13 protein-coding genes are annotated in these 14,982 nt (G+C 72.5%); 7 read left to right on the top strand and 6 right to left on the bottom strand.

Features of this window, described 5'->3' with window-relative positions:
- Positions 1–49: 49 nt before the first annotated feature.
- The 5 genes from AB0I83_RS29685 (at position 50) to AB0I83_RS29705 (ending at position 3,920) form a co-directional block, all read left to right on the top strand.
- Positions 50–1,684: an FAD-dependent monooxygenase gene (locus AB0I83_RS29685; RefSeq protein WP_363306835.1), complete on the top strand. Its 1,635-nt coding sequence runs from the start codon at positions 50–52 to the stop codon at positions 1,682–1,684.
- A 32-nt stretch (positions 1,685–1,716) separates the two neighbouring features.
- Entirely contained in the window at positions 1,717–1,803 is an 87-nt protein-coding gene (locus AB0I83_RS29690) for a putative leader peptide (RefSeq protein ID WP_311605579.1), read from the top strand.
- Positions 1,804–1,916: 113 nt separating this feature from the next.
- Positions 1,917–2,582, top strand: coding sequence for a cysteine dioxygenase (locus AB0I83_RS29695; RefSeq protein ID WP_363306836.1), 666 nt, complete (start codon positions 1,917–1,919; stop codon positions 2,580–2,582).
- Positions 2,579–2,995, top strand: coding sequence for a rhodanese-like domain-containing protein (locus AB0I83_RS29700; RefSeq protein WP_363306837.1), 417 nt, complete (start codon positions 2,579–2,581; stop codon positions 2,993–2,995). The genes AB0I83_RS29695 and AB0I83_RS29700 overlap by 4 nt, the downstream gene beginning before the upstream one ends.
- Before the next feature lie 181 nt (positions 2,996–3,176).
- On the top strand, positions 3,177–3,920 hold the full coding sequence (locus AB0I83_RS29705) for a hypothetical protein (protein ID WP_363306838.1): 744 nt from the start codon (positions 3,177–3,179) through the stop codon (positions 3,918–3,920).
- 310 nt (positions 3,921–4,230) lie between these two features.
- Here the strand turns inward: AB0I83_RS29705 and recX are convergent, their stop codons facing one another.
- The 4 genes from recX to AB0I83_RS29725 form a co-directional block, all read right to left on the bottom strand.
- Complete coding sequence (gene recX, locus AB0I83_RS29710) at positions 4,231–4,950, bottom strand: recombination regulator RecX (protein ID WP_363306839.1); 720 nt, start codon at positions 4,948–4,950, stop codon at positions 4,231–4,233.
- 3 nt (positions 4,951–4,953) lie between these two features.
- Positions 4,954–6,084: a recombinase RecA gene (gene recA, locus AB0I83_RS29715; RefSeq protein ID WP_356537031.1), complete on the bottom strand. Its 1,131-nt coding sequence runs from the start codon at positions 6,082–6,084 to the stop codon at positions 4,954–4,956.
- A 379-nt stretch (positions 6,085–6,463) separates the two neighbouring features.
- Positions 6,464–7,591, bottom strand: coding sequence for an AI-2E family transporter (locus AB0I83_RS29720; protein ID WP_363306850.1), 1,128 nt, complete (start codon positions 7,589–7,591; stop codon positions 6,464–6,466).
- Positions 7,592–7,784: 193 nt separating this feature from the next.
- Positions 7,785–7,979 carry a DUF3046 domain-containing protein gene (locus tag AB0I83_RS29725; protein WP_356537029.1) on the bottom strand — a complete coding sequence of 65 codons (195 nt, stop codon included), beginning with the start codon at positions 7,977–7,979 and terminating at the stop codon, positions 7,785–7,787.
- Between the two features lie 79 nt (positions 7,980–8,058).
- Here AB0I83_RS29725 and AB0I83_RS29730 point away from each other — a divergent pair, with 79 nt between their 5' ends.
- Positions 8,059–8,973: a hypothetical protein gene (locus AB0I83_RS29730; protein WP_356537027.1), complete on the top strand. Its 915-nt coding sequence runs from the start codon at positions 8,059–8,061 to the stop codon at positions 8,971–8,973.
- 12 nt (positions 8,974–8,985) lie between these two features.
- On the opposite strand, the gene AB0I83_RS29735 is transcribed toward AB0I83_RS29730, so the two are convergent.
- A complete protein-coding gene (locus AB0I83_RS29735) occupies positions 8,986–9,291 on the bottom strand; it encodes an AzlD domain-containing protein (protein ID WP_356844047.1) in 306 nt (101 codons plus the stop codon).
- Positions 9,288–10,067, bottom strand: coding sequence for an AzlC family ABC transporter permease (locus tag AB0I83_RS29740; protein WP_363306840.1), 780 nt, complete (start codon positions 10,065–10,067; stop codon positions 9,288–9,290). Before AB0I83_RS29740 ends, AB0I83_RS29735 begins: the two co-directional genes overlap by 4 nt.
- 189 nt (positions 10,068–10,256) lie before the next feature.
- On the opposite strand from AB0I83_RS29740, the gene AB0I83_RS29745 reads away from it, so the two are divergent.
- Entirely contained in the window at positions 10,257–14,981 is a 4,725-nt protein-coding gene (locus AB0I83_RS29745) for a DEAD/DEAH box helicase (RefSeq protein WP_363306841.1), read from the top strand.
- Position 14,982 lies beyond the last annotated feature (1 nt).

Consider the following 14,982-nt stretch of genomic DNA (forward strand, 5'->3'; position numbering starts at 1 on the left):
TCTCCTTCCTCCCCCCGACCTCGATGACTGGCGCCGGAGGAATCACCCCGTGGACCCGGTGATCGTCGTCGGTGCCGGACCGGTCGGACTGGCGCTGTCCCTCGCTCTCGCGGCCCAGGGCGTCCCCTCCGTCCTGCTGGACGAGGGGAAGGGCGGCGACGAGCCCCGCCCCGCGCGCACCGTGGTGCTGCGCGAGGACACCGCGGACCTGATGGAGCGGCTCGGCTGCTCCGCGCTCAAGGACGAGGGGCTGCGCTGGGCGGGCTGGCGCTCGGTGCGGCGCAAACAGCTGGTACGGGCCGTGCCGCTGGGCGAGGAGGAGGGCACCGTCCCGCTGCCGTCGCCCGTGCACCTTCCCCAGCACGCGCTCACCGCGGGGCTGCGGGCCTCGGTCGCCGCGCACGAGCTGGTCGAGATGGTGCCGTTCAGCCGGATCGACACCCTGGAGCAGGACGCGCACGGCGTCACGGTCCACACCCGCGGGCCCGGTTCGACCTGGTGGCGCGGGAGCTACCTGGTGGGCTGCGACGGCGCGCGGTCCACCGTCCGCAAGCTCCTCGACATCAGGTTCCCGGGCCGTACGGCGGTGGAACGGCACGCGGTCGCGGCGCTCCGCTCGGAACTTCCCTGGCCGGGCGAGGCCGTACTGCACCGGTCCCCGCCCTGGCGTTCCGGTGGTGCGGAGGTCACCGCGCGGCCGCTGCCCGACAGCGTGTGGCGGCTGGACTGGCTCCTCCCGCCGCGCGGCGAACTCGTCACCCCTGACGCCCTGATCACCCGCATCCGCGACACCCTGGCGGGCTGGTGCGGTGAGACACCGGCCTACGAGCTCCTGGACACCGGCGTGTACACGCTGCACCACCGGCTGGCCAGGCGGTGGCGGGTCCGGCGCGCCTTCCTCGCGGGGGACGCGGCACATCTGCTGGGGGCGCTCGGTACCCAGGGGCTCGACGAGGGCCTGCGGGACGCCGAGAACCTGGCCTGGAAACTGGCGCAGGCCTGGCACCAGGGCGCCTCCGAGCTGCTGCTCGACAGCTATCAGGCCGAGCGCCGGGCAGCGGTCGCCGCCCGGCTCCGCGCCGCTGACCAGTCGCTGCCGATACTGCGGGGCGGCGCGGGTCTCCGCACGCTCGTGCCGGGCGGCGCACGCGGGCACGACACACTGCTGGCCGACGGTCATCTGGGGTGCGGGCCCCTGGGCGCGCCCCCGTCGTACACGCACTCCCCTCTCGCGCCTCACCCCAGCGAGGCGCACGCTTCGGTGGGTACGGCTCCCGGTGCGCCGGTCACCGACGTACGGGTGACGGCGCCCGACGGGAAGACGGTGCGGCTGCGCGACCGGCTCGGCCAGGGGCACCTCCTGGTGGTCCTGGTCGCACCGGGGACCGGCGTGTGGGACCGGCGGCACTGGCTGACCGCGGGGGTGATGCCCCGGCTCGTCGACGCGGTGAACGCCCTCCCGGCGAGGGCCGAGCTGCTGGTCGCCGAGAGCTACCCGGGAGCCACGGCCCACACGGTGCTCCTGGTCAGGCCGGACGGGCATCTCGTGGCCGGCTTCAGCGGGGTACGACCGGCCGAACTCTTCGCGGCGGCCGACGCGGCGCGCGGGGGCGGCACGGGCACCGCGCACGGCACGGGAGCGCGCGCCACGGCGAGCTCCGACCGCACTGCGGACGTCAATTGACCGTCGCAGGCCGACATGGTGTACTCCAGATCATGACCGACACCGATGTGCGCCTGTGGCGGAGGGTCCATATGGACCTCGTCCGCTATGCGGGCTGCGTGTGTCGTCCGTCCTGCTGAATCGCATCCCCCGGCACCACCGCGCTGTCCTCCGCGCGCCTGCGTGCCTCCACGCGAACTCCTCAGGACGGTCCCCTGTGTCTGAATCCCCCGCACCCGCATCTTCCGTGGCCGTGGGCTCCTCTGCATCCACCGTGGCCGTGGGCTCCCCCGCGTCCACGCCCTCGGCCCCCCTCCCCGCATCCACGCATGCCGTCGGCACGGATCCGACCGCCGCACCCTCCGATCCGGCCCTCTCGGACGGCGCCCACCCGGCTGTCGCCCACCCTGCTGTCGTCCACTCGCAGGCCCCGACCGCCGCGGAACTGCTCGACTTCGTCCGCAGGACCGCCGAGGAAACGGCGCTCGTCACCTCGCTCCCGCTCGATCCCGAGGGCCGCACCTGGCTCCGGCTGGAGGGACCCGGCGGCAGTGAGGCCTGGCTGATCGCCTGGCCTCCCGGAACCGGCACCGGCTGGCACGACCACGCCGAGTCACAGGGAGCCTTTACCGTAGCGGCGGGCGGACTCCGCGAGCATTCGCTGGCCGCCCGGCTGCCCACGGACGGCTGGAAGACCCTCGAACTGAGCGAGGACGTCGACCGTACCCGGCAGCTCGCGACCGGCCAGGGCAGGGCCTTCGGCCGGCATCACGTGCACGAGGTACTGAACGAGTCGGAGCACGAGCACGCGGTGTCGGTCCACGCGTACTACCCGCCGCTGCCGCGGATCCGCCGCTACAGCCGCGCGGGATCGGTGCTGCGCCTGGAGCAGACCGAACACCCGGAGGACTGGCAGTGAGCGCCGACGACCAGGCCCGGCCGGGACGGTCGGAGCAGATCGGCATCGACCAACTGCTCGACCGGATACGGGCGGACTACGCCCGAATCGGTCCCGAAGAGGCCGCGGTCGCCGCATCGGAGGGCGCGCTGCTGGTCGACATCCGGTACGCGGCTCTGCGCGAGAGGGACGGCCTGATCCCCGGCGCACTGGTCGTCGAACGCAACGAGCTGGAATGGCGGCTCGACCCCCTGGGCAGCCACCGCGCCCCGGAGGCCGTGAGCCACGACCTGCACATCGTGGTGATCTGCAACGAGGGCTACGCCTCAAGCCTCGCGGTCGCCTCCCTGCGTCAGTTGGGTCTGCACCGGGCCACCGACCTGACCGGCGGCTTCCAGGCATGGCGCGCGGCAGGTCTCCCGGTCACGCACTGACACGATCTCGTCGGCCACGCGTGCCGGTGGCCGGGTGGCGCCTCGAACGGCCGCTCGACTGCCGGCAGGCCCGAACGCCCACTCGACACACCCGAACGCTGCTCTCCGGTGGAGCTATCACCGCGCGCGACGGACATTCACCTCATCACTGAGGACCGGAATGTACGGAGATGTCGCGCCGATGGAAACCTCTCAGCTCACCCCGGACCAGCTCGACGCACAAGCCTCCCGGCTCCATGCCACCGACGCCTGGCAGAGCATCGTCACCGGGTGGGAGGCCACCGCCCCCACGCCCGAGTACCCGACGCCGGATGTGGTGTGCCCGACGCCCGAGACCGAGTGGCCGGGGCGCGAGCCCCGCCACCCGGCACCCGGGCCTCCGGCACCCGAGGTGCTGCGCCAGGAGACCGCCGTAGCGGGCGGCGATGTGCGGCCCGCACGCGCCGCCGACTGGCGGGACCTGCTCTCCCTGCCCGTCGACCGGCTCGTGGAAGAGTCCCTGCGGACACGGCCCACGCGCCCGTCCCCGGCACGCGAACGCCCGCTCCCCGGGCGCCTCGGCGCCGTACTGCCCGACTTCCTGCACGCCTGGCGCCGCGTCGGGCAGCCCGATGTGCGGCCCTCGGTCCACCTCGCCTACGCGCGGCAGATCCTGACGGAGTGGGGCTGGCAGAACACCCCCTACCGCCTGCGCAACGCCCGCGGCTCGCGCTGCCTCTGCGGGGCGATGCTGACTGCGCACCGGCTGGGTTACGGCTCCCTGCACACCGTGGACCGCGCCGGCGCCTGGATGATCACCGAACTGCGCTCACAGGGCTGGACCGAGCTGATCGGCCCCTGGAACCGGCATCCCGGCCGCACGGCCGAGGACGCGCTGGCGCTCATCGACGCCACGATCCACCGGGCATCAGTCGCAGGACAGTGACCCGACGCGACCGGTGAGAGACAGTGAGCGCACTCACCGGACGGGCCCGCGGCGACAGCCCCCTCCGCCCTCGCCGCGGACCCGTCCGTCGGACAGTGCGCGCACGATCTCACCCACCTCGACCTCGTGGGTAGCCCCTCCGCCCTCTCCGTAGCAGCCTCACCCCGGACCGGGTGGAGTGTGCGGCCCCCGTAGCCTCGCGCTCCCGACCGTCCCGTTCGCGAGCTCCCCCGGCCCCTCGCCGTCCCGTTCGCGAGCTCCCCCGACCCCTCGCCGTCCCGCGTACTGCGGCCCCGTCGCCAGCCGCCGGTCAGAACGGCTCGTCAAGCCCTTCCGTGTCCTCCCCCTCGGCCTCGATCGCCTGGCGCACCACGCGCAGGGCCATTCCCTCGCCGTAACCCTTGCGCGCGAGCATCCCCGCGAGCCTGCGCAGCCGCTTGTCGCGTTCCAGCCCCCGGGTGGAGCGGAGCTTCCGCGCGACGAGCTCCCGGGCGGTCTCCTCCTCCTGATCGGAGTCGAGCTGCCCGACCGCCTCGTCGATCACGGTGGGGTCCACACCCTTCGTGCGCAGCTCACGCACGAGGGCTCGACGTGCCAGCCCCCTGCCGTGGTGCCGGGACTCGACCCACGCGTCGGCGAACGCCGCGTCGTTGATCAGGCCCACGTCCTCGAACCGCGACAGCACCTCGTCCGCCGCCTCGTCGGGAATCTCCTTCTTGCGCAGCGCGTCCGCGAGTTGCTTACGGGTGCGCGGGGTCCCGGTCAGCAGCCTCAGACAGATGTTGCGCGCCTGTTCGACCGGGTCCAGCGGCTCCCCCTTCCCGGCCCTCGACGAGGAGGGGGAACCGCTGCTTCTCGAGCGTGAGCGCGAGCGACGTCCCGTCCCCTCGCCGAACCCGGCCCCCCGACCGGGCTCCGCGGAACTCCCAGAACTCCCTGGCGCCTCTGCGGCGTACTCGGGACCGGGGGCGGTTTCAGGACCGGGAGCGGTTTCGTCGCCTGCGCCCGGCCACTCCGTGCGACGTGTCACGGCCTAGCTCTTGGCCGCCACGGCCTTGGCGGGCTTGGCCTTGGTCGCGGGAGCCGGTACAGACTTGGCCGCCGCGTCCGCCGGAGCGCCCGTGGTGGCTGCGGCATCGGCTGCGGGCTCCGCCGACGTCTCCTCGGGACGGACACCGATGCCGAGCTTCTCCAGGATCTTCCTCTCGATCTCGTTGGCGAGATCGGGGTTGTCCTTGAGGAAGTTACGGGCGTTCTCCTTGCCCTGACCGAGCTGGTCGCCCTCGTACGTGTACCAGGCGCCGGCCTTGCGGACGAAGCCGTGGTCCACGCCCATGTCGATCAGGCCGCCCTCGCGGCTGATGCCCTGGCCGTAGAGGATGTCGAACTCGGCCTGCTTGAACGGCGGCGCGACCTTGTTCTTGACGACCTTGACGCGGGTGCGGTTACCCACGGCGTCGGTGCCGTCCTTGAGGGTCTCGATCCGGCGGATGTCCAGCCGCACCGAGGCGTAGAACTTCAGCGCGCGGCCACCGGTCGTGGTCTCCGGGGAGCCGAACATCACTCCGATCTTCTCGCGGAGCTGGTTGATGAAGATCGCGGTGGTCTTGGACTGGTTGAGCGCGCTGGTGATCTTCCGGAGTGCCTGGCTCATCAGCCGGGCCTGCAGACCCACGTGCGAGTCGCCCATCTCGCCCTCGATCTCCGCACGGGGCACCAGGGCCGCGACGGAGTCGATGACGATCAGGTCCAGCGCACCGGAGCGGACCAGCATGTCCACGATCTCCAGCGCCTGCTCGCCGTTGTCCGGCTGCGAGAGGATGAGGTTGTCGATGTCGACGCCGAGCTTCTTCGCGTACTCCGGGTCGAGAGCGTGCTCGGCGTCGATGAACGCCACCGAGCCGCCGAGCTTCTGCGCGTTCGCCACGGCGTGCAGCGTCAGCGTCGTCTTGCCGGAGGACTCCGGTCCGTACACCTCCACCACACGGCCACGCGGCAGACCGCCTACGCCGAGTGCCACGTCGAGCGCGGTGGACCCGGTGGGGATCACCTCGATCGGCTCGTTCGGCCGCTCGCCGAGGCGCATCACCGCGCCCTTGCCGAATTGCCGTTCAATCTGTGCGAGTGCGGCGTCCAGCGCCTTCTCGCGGTCGGTTCCTGCCATGGGTTCCACCCGATTTGCTTGAGTCGATCGCTTCACGTCACAGACGCTAACCCCTGCCACTGACAATGGGCCTCGACGTCCTCCCGGCCTGTGGACAACTCCACGGTCGGGCCCGGGAAAACCCGGCCGGAATCCCATGAGAATGGATGTTCGATTTTAGTGTCAAGCGCACCACGCCGGGCCACCACCGCCGAGCGTAGCGGCTTATAGCAGTCGACGACGAGCAAGTCAATGAACAGGGGCGTGCACCATGCCACCGAAGGGCCCACCCGGATACATGGATCCGCGGATACCTGGCTTCACAGATCTCGACGGCACGGCACCTCGCCTACCGCGGCGAACCGCGTCCGAGGCGCACCGGTGATCACGGGGGCAGCCCTCAGCGGGATCCCGCAGCGCCGCCCCGCGCCGCCCGGCGGATCCTGGACAGCAACGGCTCGCCACGGCTCGCACGGTGGCTACCGTGCACCCTGGGGTCGTCGGTCACGTCGTAGCGCTTCACGTAGGCGGCGAGGAACGCCTGGAGCGTCGCGACGGCCGGAATGGCGATCAGCGCCCCGACCGCGCCCATCAGCGCCGTGCCGGCGACCACCGAGCCGAAAGCCACCGCGGGATGGATGTCGACCGTCTTGGAGGTGAGCTTCGGCTGGAGGACGTAGTTCTCGAACTGCTGGTAGACCAGGACGAATCCGAGGACCCACAACGCGTACCAGGGGTCCACGGTGAAGGCGATCAGCATGGGCAGCGCCCCGGCGAGATAGGTACCGATCGTCGGGATGAACTGGGAGACCAGGCCCACCCAGACCGCGAGGGCGGGCGCGTACGGGACGCCGAGGATCACCAGCAGGACGTAGTGCGCCGCACCGGAGATGAGCGCCATCAGTCCGCGCGAGTAGATGTAGCCACCGGTCTTGTCGACCGCGATCTCCCAGGCGCGCAGGACCTCGGTCTGCCGCGAGGGCGGGAGCACGGAGCACAGCGCGCGCCTCAGACGGGGGCCGTCGGCGGCGAAGTAGAACGAGAACAGGAAGATCATCAGCAGCCGGAACAGCCCGCCGAGCACGGTCGTGGAGACGTCGAGCACTCCGGTGGCGCTGTTCTGCACGTACTTCTGGAGCCAGTCGGAGTGCAGCAGGCTGTCCTGCACCTCGACCCGGGACAGCTCCGTGTGGAAGGTCTGGTTGACCCAGGCGATCACGGAGTCCAGGTACTTGGGGAACTCCTCGACCATGTCGACGATCTGGCCGGCGAGCATGGAGCCGAGCAGTAGGACGAAGCCGACCCCGGCGATCAGCACACCGAGGAAGACCAGGAAGGTGGCGAGCCCGCGGCGCATCCCACGTCCGGCCATGCGGCTGACGGCGGGCTCGATGGCCAGCGCCAGGAAGAAGGCGATGAGGATGTTGGTGAGCAGCCCGATGAGCTGGTCGAAGGCCCAGCTGCCCAGTCGGAAGCACCCGTAGAGCGCGAGCGCCATGACCATGGCACGCGGCAGCCAGCCTGGCATACGGGCGGGACCGGTGCCGGGCGGCGGATTCGGTGGTGCGGCCGGCGGGACGGGCGGGACGGCGGGCGGTCGGGTCTGGGCGGTCTCGTCTGTCGGTGCCACGGCACAAGTCTCGCTCACTCCGATGGCAGTGGGCCGCGCGGCCCACCGCCGACGGAGCGGGTGACGCGCCCACCCCGGTCGGCGGACGGATTCAACGCTTGTCCGGCGGGATACCGACCGCGGAGCAGACTCCCCGCCAGACGTCCTTGGTCTCCCAGCCCGCGGCCAGCGCCTCGTGCACCGTGCGGCCGCCGAGCTCGGCCATGACATGGTCGCGCGCGAAGGAGTCGGCGTACGCCGCGCCGAAGTGGTCCGCCATCCGTTCCCAGAAAATCGTCAACCGCATGCCACAAGTATCCCGCTCCTGAGAGTGCAGACGGGCCGCGCGGGCCCTGCCGGCAGCCGCTCGCCCCTACGGTCGGTCCATGGCTGGAACCGGAGCAAGCCCCCTCGCCCGCGCCGAGCAGTTCGTCTGGCTCACCGCACGCGTCCTCGAACAGCGGCGGTTCGCGCACCTCTTCCTGGACGGGAGCGCGGACGCCGTCGAGACCGCGCTCGCCGCCTACGGGAACGAGGACGGCGGCTACGCCCACGCGCTCGAACCCGATCTCCGCGGGCCGGTGAGCCAGCCGCTGCACACGGCCCACGCACTGAGCGTGCTCGACTCGATCGGCCGCTGCGGTGGCCTGCGCGCTGAGCGGATCTGCCGCTATCTGACGGATGTGTCGACCAGGGAGGGCGCCCTTCCCGCGCTCCGCCCCTCGCAGCGGGGCTACCCGGCCGCCCCCTTCATCCCGGTCGTCGACGACCCGCCCCCCGAACTGCTCGCGACGGGTCCGGTCGTCGGGCTGCTGCACCGAAATCAGGTCTGGCACGCCTGGCTGTTCCGGGCCACCGACTTCTGCTGGGCCGCCGTGGAGGCGCTGGAGCAGTCGCATCCGTACGAGATCGAGGCCGCCGTCGCCTTCCTGGACGGTGTGCCGGACCGGGCGCGTGCGGAGTCCGCCGCCGAACGGCTGGGCAGGCTGGTGCGTGAACAGAGGCTGGTGGTGCTGGATCCGGGGCGGCGCGCGGAGTACCCGGTCTCCCCCGGCTACGCCCCGGGGGAGCACCACTTCCCTTACGACTACGCCCGCACACCCGGGTCGCTGGCCCGGCGCTGGTTCGGTGACGGCGAGCTGGAGAGCTCGCTGGACCATCTGGCGGCCGAGCAGCGGGAGGACGGCGGCTGGCCGGTCAACTGGCGCCGGTGGGCACCGGGGACGGCCCTCGAAGGCCGCCCCCTGGTGACGCTCAGGGCCCTGCAGACGCTCGACGCGTACGGTCGCGGCCTCCGCTGATCCGCCCGCGTCTCAGAACAGGGCGCGCCCCAGCGCGGTGACGGCGACGGCCGCGCCGACCACGACCAGGAAGGGAGCGCGCAGGACGAGCGCGAGCGCGGCGGCTCCGAGCCCCGCGGCCCTGGCGTCCAGGACCAGCTGCTGTCCGTCGCCGAAGGTCTGCTGGGCGGTGAGAGCCGCGAGCAGCGCCGCCGGCAGGAGCGCTGCGAGCTTCTGGACCAAGGGACGTTCCAGCACTCCGGCGGGGACCAGCAGCCCCAGGAGCTTCGCGAGGTAGCAGCCGGCCGCGGTGAGCCCGATGGCGATCCAGACGTTCACCGGCCCTCCCCGGGCGTCGTGCCGGCGGTGGCGGAGGCGTCCGCGGAGCTCCGGCCGCGGCCCTTCAGGAAGAGGACGACGGGTGCGGCCAGCGCGGCCAGCAGCACCGGCACACCGGCGGGCAGCACCGGAAGGAGGCCCAGGGCCAGCAGGACCGCGAGAGCTGCCGTGACGCGCTCCGTGGTGCTCCTGAGCATCGGCGCGAGCAGGGCCAGGAACACGGCGGGGCTCGCCGCGTCCAGTCCCCAGACGTCGGTGTCGCCCAGTGCCTCGGCGCCGAGCGCGCCGACGAGCGTGGTGAGGTTCCACAGGGCGTAGAGCGTGAGCCCGGTGACGGTGAACCCGATGCGTGCGGCACGCCGGGTGGGCTGCCCCAGGGTGACGGCCGTCGTCTCGTCGATGACCCACTGGGCGGCGAACGGTCGCAGCATCCGGGGAACGGCGAGCAGCTGGGAGAGGCGCAACCCGTAGAAGGCGTTGCGGACGCCCAGGAAGAACGCTCCGGCAGCCGCGGTGTAGGGGTTGCCACCCGCCGCGAGTGCGCCGACGAGGGCGAACTGCGAGGCGCCGGTGAAGACGAGAAGGCTGAGCGCACACGTCTGCAGGAGGGTCAGCCCCGAGCCTGCCGAGGTCACGCCGAAGGCGAATCCGGAGAGGCCCACGGCTATGCCCACACCGAGGGCGTCCCGGACGACCGCTGCGTCCGGCTTGTCCTCACGGGCGCCCGGTGGGCCGTCGGCGCCGGTGTTCTGCGGGGGTGCTGTCTGTTCTGCCACCCGCGGAACGTTACGGGGAGGGATCCGTGCGGGTCTTGTACGTTTCTGCGCGCCGGCGCCGGCAGGCGCTCGGACCGGCGCCCGCCCACGGGCAGGCGACCCGGCTCGGGGGCGGGCGGGCCCCGGCCGGCTCCGGGCGGCGGGCATGTTCAGCGGCCGTTGTCGGTGGCGGGGTGCACGATGGGGGGCATGGCCGGTTCAGCACTCGATTCGTTCTCGCCCGCGACCCGCGGCTGGTTCGCGGGTGCCTTCGACGCGCCCACCGCGGCCCAGGAGGGCGCGTGGCGGGCCATCGGTGAGGGTTCGGACGTGCTGGTGGTCGCCCCGACCGGCTCAGGCAAGACGCTCGCCGCCTTCCTCGCCTCCCTGGACCAGCTGGCGGCCGTCCCGCCGCCGGCCGAGGCGAAGAAGCGGTGCCGGGTGCTGTACGTGTCCCCGATGAAGGCACTCGCCGTCGACGTGGAGCGAAATCTGCGTTCGCCGCTGACCGGTATCCGCCAGGAGTCGGTGCGTCTGGGCCTGCCCGAACCAGAGGTTCGGGTGGGGATCCGCTCAGGCGACACCCCTCCGGCCGAGCGCCGCTCGATGGCCACGAAACCTCCGGACATCCTGATCACCACACCCGAATCGCTGTTCCTGATGCTCACGTCCTCGGCGCGGGAGGCACTGGCGGGCATCGAGACGGTGATCGTGGACGAGGTGCACGCCGTCGCGGGCACCAAGCGCGGTGCGCACCTGGCCGTGTCCCTGGAGCGTCTGGACGAGCTGCTGCCGCGGCCCGCGCGCCGGATCGGCCTGTCGGCGACGGTCCGCCCGGTCGACGAGGTGGCCCGGTTCCTGTCACCGCAGCGGAAGGTGGAGATCGTCCAGCCGCCGTCGGCGAAGGAGTTCGACCTGTCCGTCGTGGTCCCGGTCGAGGATCTCGGCGAGCTGAGCGGCTCCCCCGCCACGGGCGACGAGGGCGGTCAGGCGGAGAAGCCGTCCATCTGGCCGCACGTCGAGGAGCGGATCGCCGACCTCGTCCAGTCGCACCGGTCCACGATCGTCTTCGCCAACTCCCGGCGGCTGGCCGAGCGCCTGTGCAACCGGCTGAACGAGATCGCCTACGAGCGGGCCACCGGCACCGCCTTCGAGGAGCGGGCGGAGGGCGCCGGGCCGCTGGAGGCGGGGTCGGAGGGTCCCGTGCCGCTGCCCGAAGCCCACTCCCCCGCCGAGATCATGGCTCAGTCCGGGGCCGCCAAGGGGGCACCCGCCGTCCTCGCCCGCGCACACCACGGGTCGGTGTCGAAGGAACAGCGTTCCCAGGTCGAGGAGGACCTCAAGGCGGGCAGGCTGCCGGCGGTGGTCGCCACGTCGAGCCTCGAGCTGGGCATCGACATGGGCGCGGTCGACCTGGTGATCCAGGTCGAGTCGCCGCCGTCCGTCGCCTCTGGCCTGCAGCGGGTGGGCCGAGCCGGACACCAGGTCGGCGCCGTGTCCACCGGTGTGGTCTTCCCCAAGTACCGCGGCGACCTGGTGCAGGCCGCCGTGGTCACCGAGCGGATGCGCACGGGCGCCATCGAGGCACTCCGCGTCCCGACCAACCCGCTGGACGTGCTCGCCCAGCAGATCGTCGCCATGGTCGCGCTCGACAGCTGGCAGGCAGACGACCTGCTCGCCCTCGCCCGCCGGGCCGCCCCGTTCGCGTCCCTCCCGGAGTCCGCGTTCACCGCCGTGCTCGACATGCTCGCCGGACGCTACCCATCCGACGCCTTCGCGGAGCTGCGCCCGCGGGTGGTGTGGGACCGCGTCGCGGGGACGGTCACCGGGCGCCCGGGCGCCCAGCGGCTCGCGGTCACCTCCGGCGGCACCATTCCCGACCGCGGACTCTTCGGGGTCTTCCTGGCCGGCGCCGATCCGAAGAAGGGCGGCGGACGCGTCGGCGAGCTCGACGAGGAGATGGTCTACGAGTCCCGGGTGGGCGACGTGTTCACCCTGGGCACCACGTCATGGCGCATCGAGGACATCACCAGGGACCGGGTCCTGGTCTCGCCGGCTCCCGGCGTTCCGGGACGGCTGCCCTTCTGGAAGGGCGACCAACTGGGCCGGCCACTCGAACTGGGCCGTGCGGTGGGCGCGTTCCTCCGCGAGATCGGCGGGCTGTCCGCCGAGGACGCCAGGCTCCGGCTGCTCGCCGCGGGCCTCGACGTCTGGGCGGCGGACAACGTCCTGTCGTACCTGGACGAGCAGCGCAGGGCCTGCGGCCATGTGCCCGACGACCGGACCGTCCTCGTCGAGAGGTTCCGGGACGAGCTGGGCGACTGGCGGATCGTGGTGCACTCTCCGTTCGGTGCCCAGGTCCACGCCCCCTGGGCACTCGCCCTGTCGGCCCGGCTCGGCGAGCGCTACGGCATGGACGCGCAGGTCATGCACGCGGACGACGGCATCGTGCTGCGGCTGCCCGACGCCGATCTGATGGGCCTGGACCTGCTCGACTTCGACCCCGCCCAGACGGACGCGGCCGGCGGCGAGGCGGCGGCAACGGCCTTTCCCGCCACCGGGTTCGACAGCGAGCAGCCCCCCGTGGCCGCCACCGACGTCGTCTTCGACAAGGGGGAGATCAGCCAGGTCGTGACGGACCAGGTGGGCGGGTCGGCCCTGTTCGCCTCCCGGTTCCGCGAGTGCGCGGCGCGCGCCCTGCTGCTTCCCAGACGGAGCCCCGGAAAGCGCACCCCGCTCTGGCAGCAGCGCCAGCGCGCGTCGCAACTACTGCAGGTGGCATCGGAGTTCGGCTCGTTCCCGATCGTCCTGGAGGCGGTCCGTGAGTGCCTCCAGGACGTCTTCGACGTACCCGGACTCACCGAGTTGATGGGCGACCTGGAGGCCAGGCGTATCCGTCTGGTCGAGGTGACTACGCCCGAGCCGTCCCCGTTCGCCCGCTCGCTCCTCTTCGGCTACGTCGCGCAGTTCCTGTACGAGGGCGACTCGCCCCTCGCCGAACGGCGGGCAGCGGCCCTGTCCCTCGACTCCCACCTCCTGGCCGAACTGCTCGGCCAGGCCGAACTTCGCGAACTGCTCGACGCCGATGTCCTCGGCGAGCTGGAGCGGGAGCTGCAGTGGCTGACGGACGACAGGAAGATCAAGGACGCGGAGGGCGTCGCCGATCTGCTGCGCGTCCTGGGTCCGCTGACGGACGCCGACCTCGTCGAGCGCGGCGCGGAGTCCGCGTGGGCTCCGGAGCTGGAGACAGCCCGGCGGGCCATCCGGGTACGCATCGGCGGATCCCCCCACTGGGCGGCCGTCGAGGACGCGGGGCGGCTGCGTGACGCGCTGGGCACCGCTCTGCCCGTCGGCGTACCCGAGGCGTTCACCGAGCCGGTGAAGGACCCGCTCGGCGACCTCCTCGCCCGTTACGCCCGTACGCACGGCCCGTTCACCGCCGCACAGGCGGCCCAGCGCTTCGGCCTCGGCACCGCCGTCACGGACGGCGCCCTGCAGCGGCTCGCCGCGTCCGGCCGCGTCGTCCAGGGCGAGTTCCACCCGGCGGGTATCGGTCAGGAGTGGTGCGACGCCACGGTCCTGCGGCGACTGCGACGCCGTTCGCTCGCCGCGCTCCGTCAGGAGCTGGAGCCGGTGCCGCCCGCCGCCCTGGCGGGCTTCCTGCCGCAGTGGCAGCACATCGGCGACAACAGCCTGCGCGGGATCGACGGACTGGCCCGTGCCATCGAACAGTTGCAGGGGGCTCCGGTCCCGGCGTCCGCCCTGGAGAAGCTGATCCTGCCGAGCCGCGTCGCGGGGTATGGCCCAGCCATGCTCGACGAGCTCACCACGACCGGCGAGGTCGTCTGGGCGGGCGCCGGCGCCCTCCCCGGCAAGGACGGCTGGCTCTCGCTCTACCTCGCCGACAGCGCACCCCTGCTCCTGCCGCCGCCGCACCCGTTGGAGCAGACCGCGCTGCACGAGTCGGTGCTCACCGTCCTGTCCGGCGGATACGGACTCTTCTTCCGGCAGATCGCCGATCAGGTCCGCGCCACCACCCACCCCGACTGCACCGATCCCGAACTGGCAGACGCCCTCTGGGACCTCGTCTGGACCGGACGCCTCACCAACGACACCCTCGCGCCCCTGCGCTCGCTCCTCGGCTCCGGTCGTACGGCGGGTTCCACCGCACACCGTGCGAAACGCAGTGTGCCGCGGGGGCGCTACGGGTCGCTGACCGCGGCGGCCCGTCCCGCGTCACGCACCGGGCCACCGACCGTGTCGGGGCGCTGGTCACTGCTGCCACCGGCCGAGCCCGAGCCCACCCACCGCGCGCACGCGCTGGCCCGGACGCTCCTGGACCGTCACGGCGTGGTGACCCGGGGTGCCGTGCAGGCGGAGGGCGTCGAGGGCGGGTTCTCGGCGGTCTACCGCATCCTCGCCGCGTTCGAGGACAGCGGGCAGGCACGCCGCGGATACGTCGTCGAGGGCCTGGGAGCGGCACAGTTCGCGATGGACGGCGCCGTGGACCGGCTCAGGGCGGCGTCGACGGCGCGCGACCGTGCGGACCCGGGCTCGGCCCGCCGCGCGCTGGTCCTCGCGGCGGCCGACCCGTCCAACGCGTACGGCGCCGCACTGCCCTGGCCCGAGTCGCCGGACGGCGCCGGCCACAAGCCGGGCCGCAAGGCCGGGGCGCTGGTCGTACTCGTCGACGGCGAGCTGACGCTCTACATGGAGCGTGGCGGCAAGTCCCTCCTCGCCTGGCCCGTCGATCCCGACGACCCTGCACTGCTCGCGGCGGCGGAGGCACTCGCGTCTGCTGCCCGCGCGGGGAAGCTGGGCACGGTGACGGTGGAGCGCACCAACGGCGCCTCCTCCCTCACATCGCCCCTGGGCCGCACCCTGGAGGCCGCCGGCTTCCTGGCCACCCCGCGAGGGCTGCGGCTGCGCGCCTGAC

This window comes from Streptomyces sp. NPDC049970, from assembly GCF_040660235.1.
Classification (GTDB): Bacteria; Actinomycetota; Actinomycetes; order Streptomycetales; family Streptomycetaceae; genus Streptomyces.

What these genes read in the sequence shown, in the direction of transcription:
- AB0I83_RS29690 (WP_311605579.1), top strand. Translation starts at nt 1,717, where the DNA reads ATGACCGACACCGATGTGCGCCTGTGGCGGAGGGTCCATATGGACCTC.
- AB0I83_RS29745 (WP_363306841.1), top strand. Translation starts at nt 10,257, where the DNA reads ATGGCCGGTTCAGCACTCGATTCGTTCTCGCCCGCGACCCGCGGCTGG.
- recA (WP_356537031.1), bottom strand. Translation starts at nt 6,084, where the DNA reads ATGGCAGGAACCGACCGCGAGAAGGCGCTGGACGCCGCACTCGCACAG.
- AB0I83_RS29720 (WP_363306850.1), bottom strand. Translation starts at nt 7,591, where the DNA reads ATGCCAGGCTGGCTGCCGCGTGCCATGGTCATGGCGCTCGCGCTCTAC.
- AB0I83_RS29705 (WP_363306838.1), top strand. Translation starts at nt 3,177, where the DNA reads ATGGAAACCTCTCAGCTCACCCCGGACCAGCTCGACGCACAAGCCTCC.
- AB0I83_RS29725 (WP_356537029.1), bottom strand. Translation starts at nt 7,979, where the DNA reads ATGCGGTTGACGATTTTCTGGGAACGGATGGCGGACCACTTCGGCGCG.
- AB0I83_RS29730 (WP_356537027.1), top strand. Translation starts at nt 8,059, where the DNA reads ATGGCTGGAACCGGAGCAAGCCCCCTCGCCCGCGCCGAGCAGTTCGTC.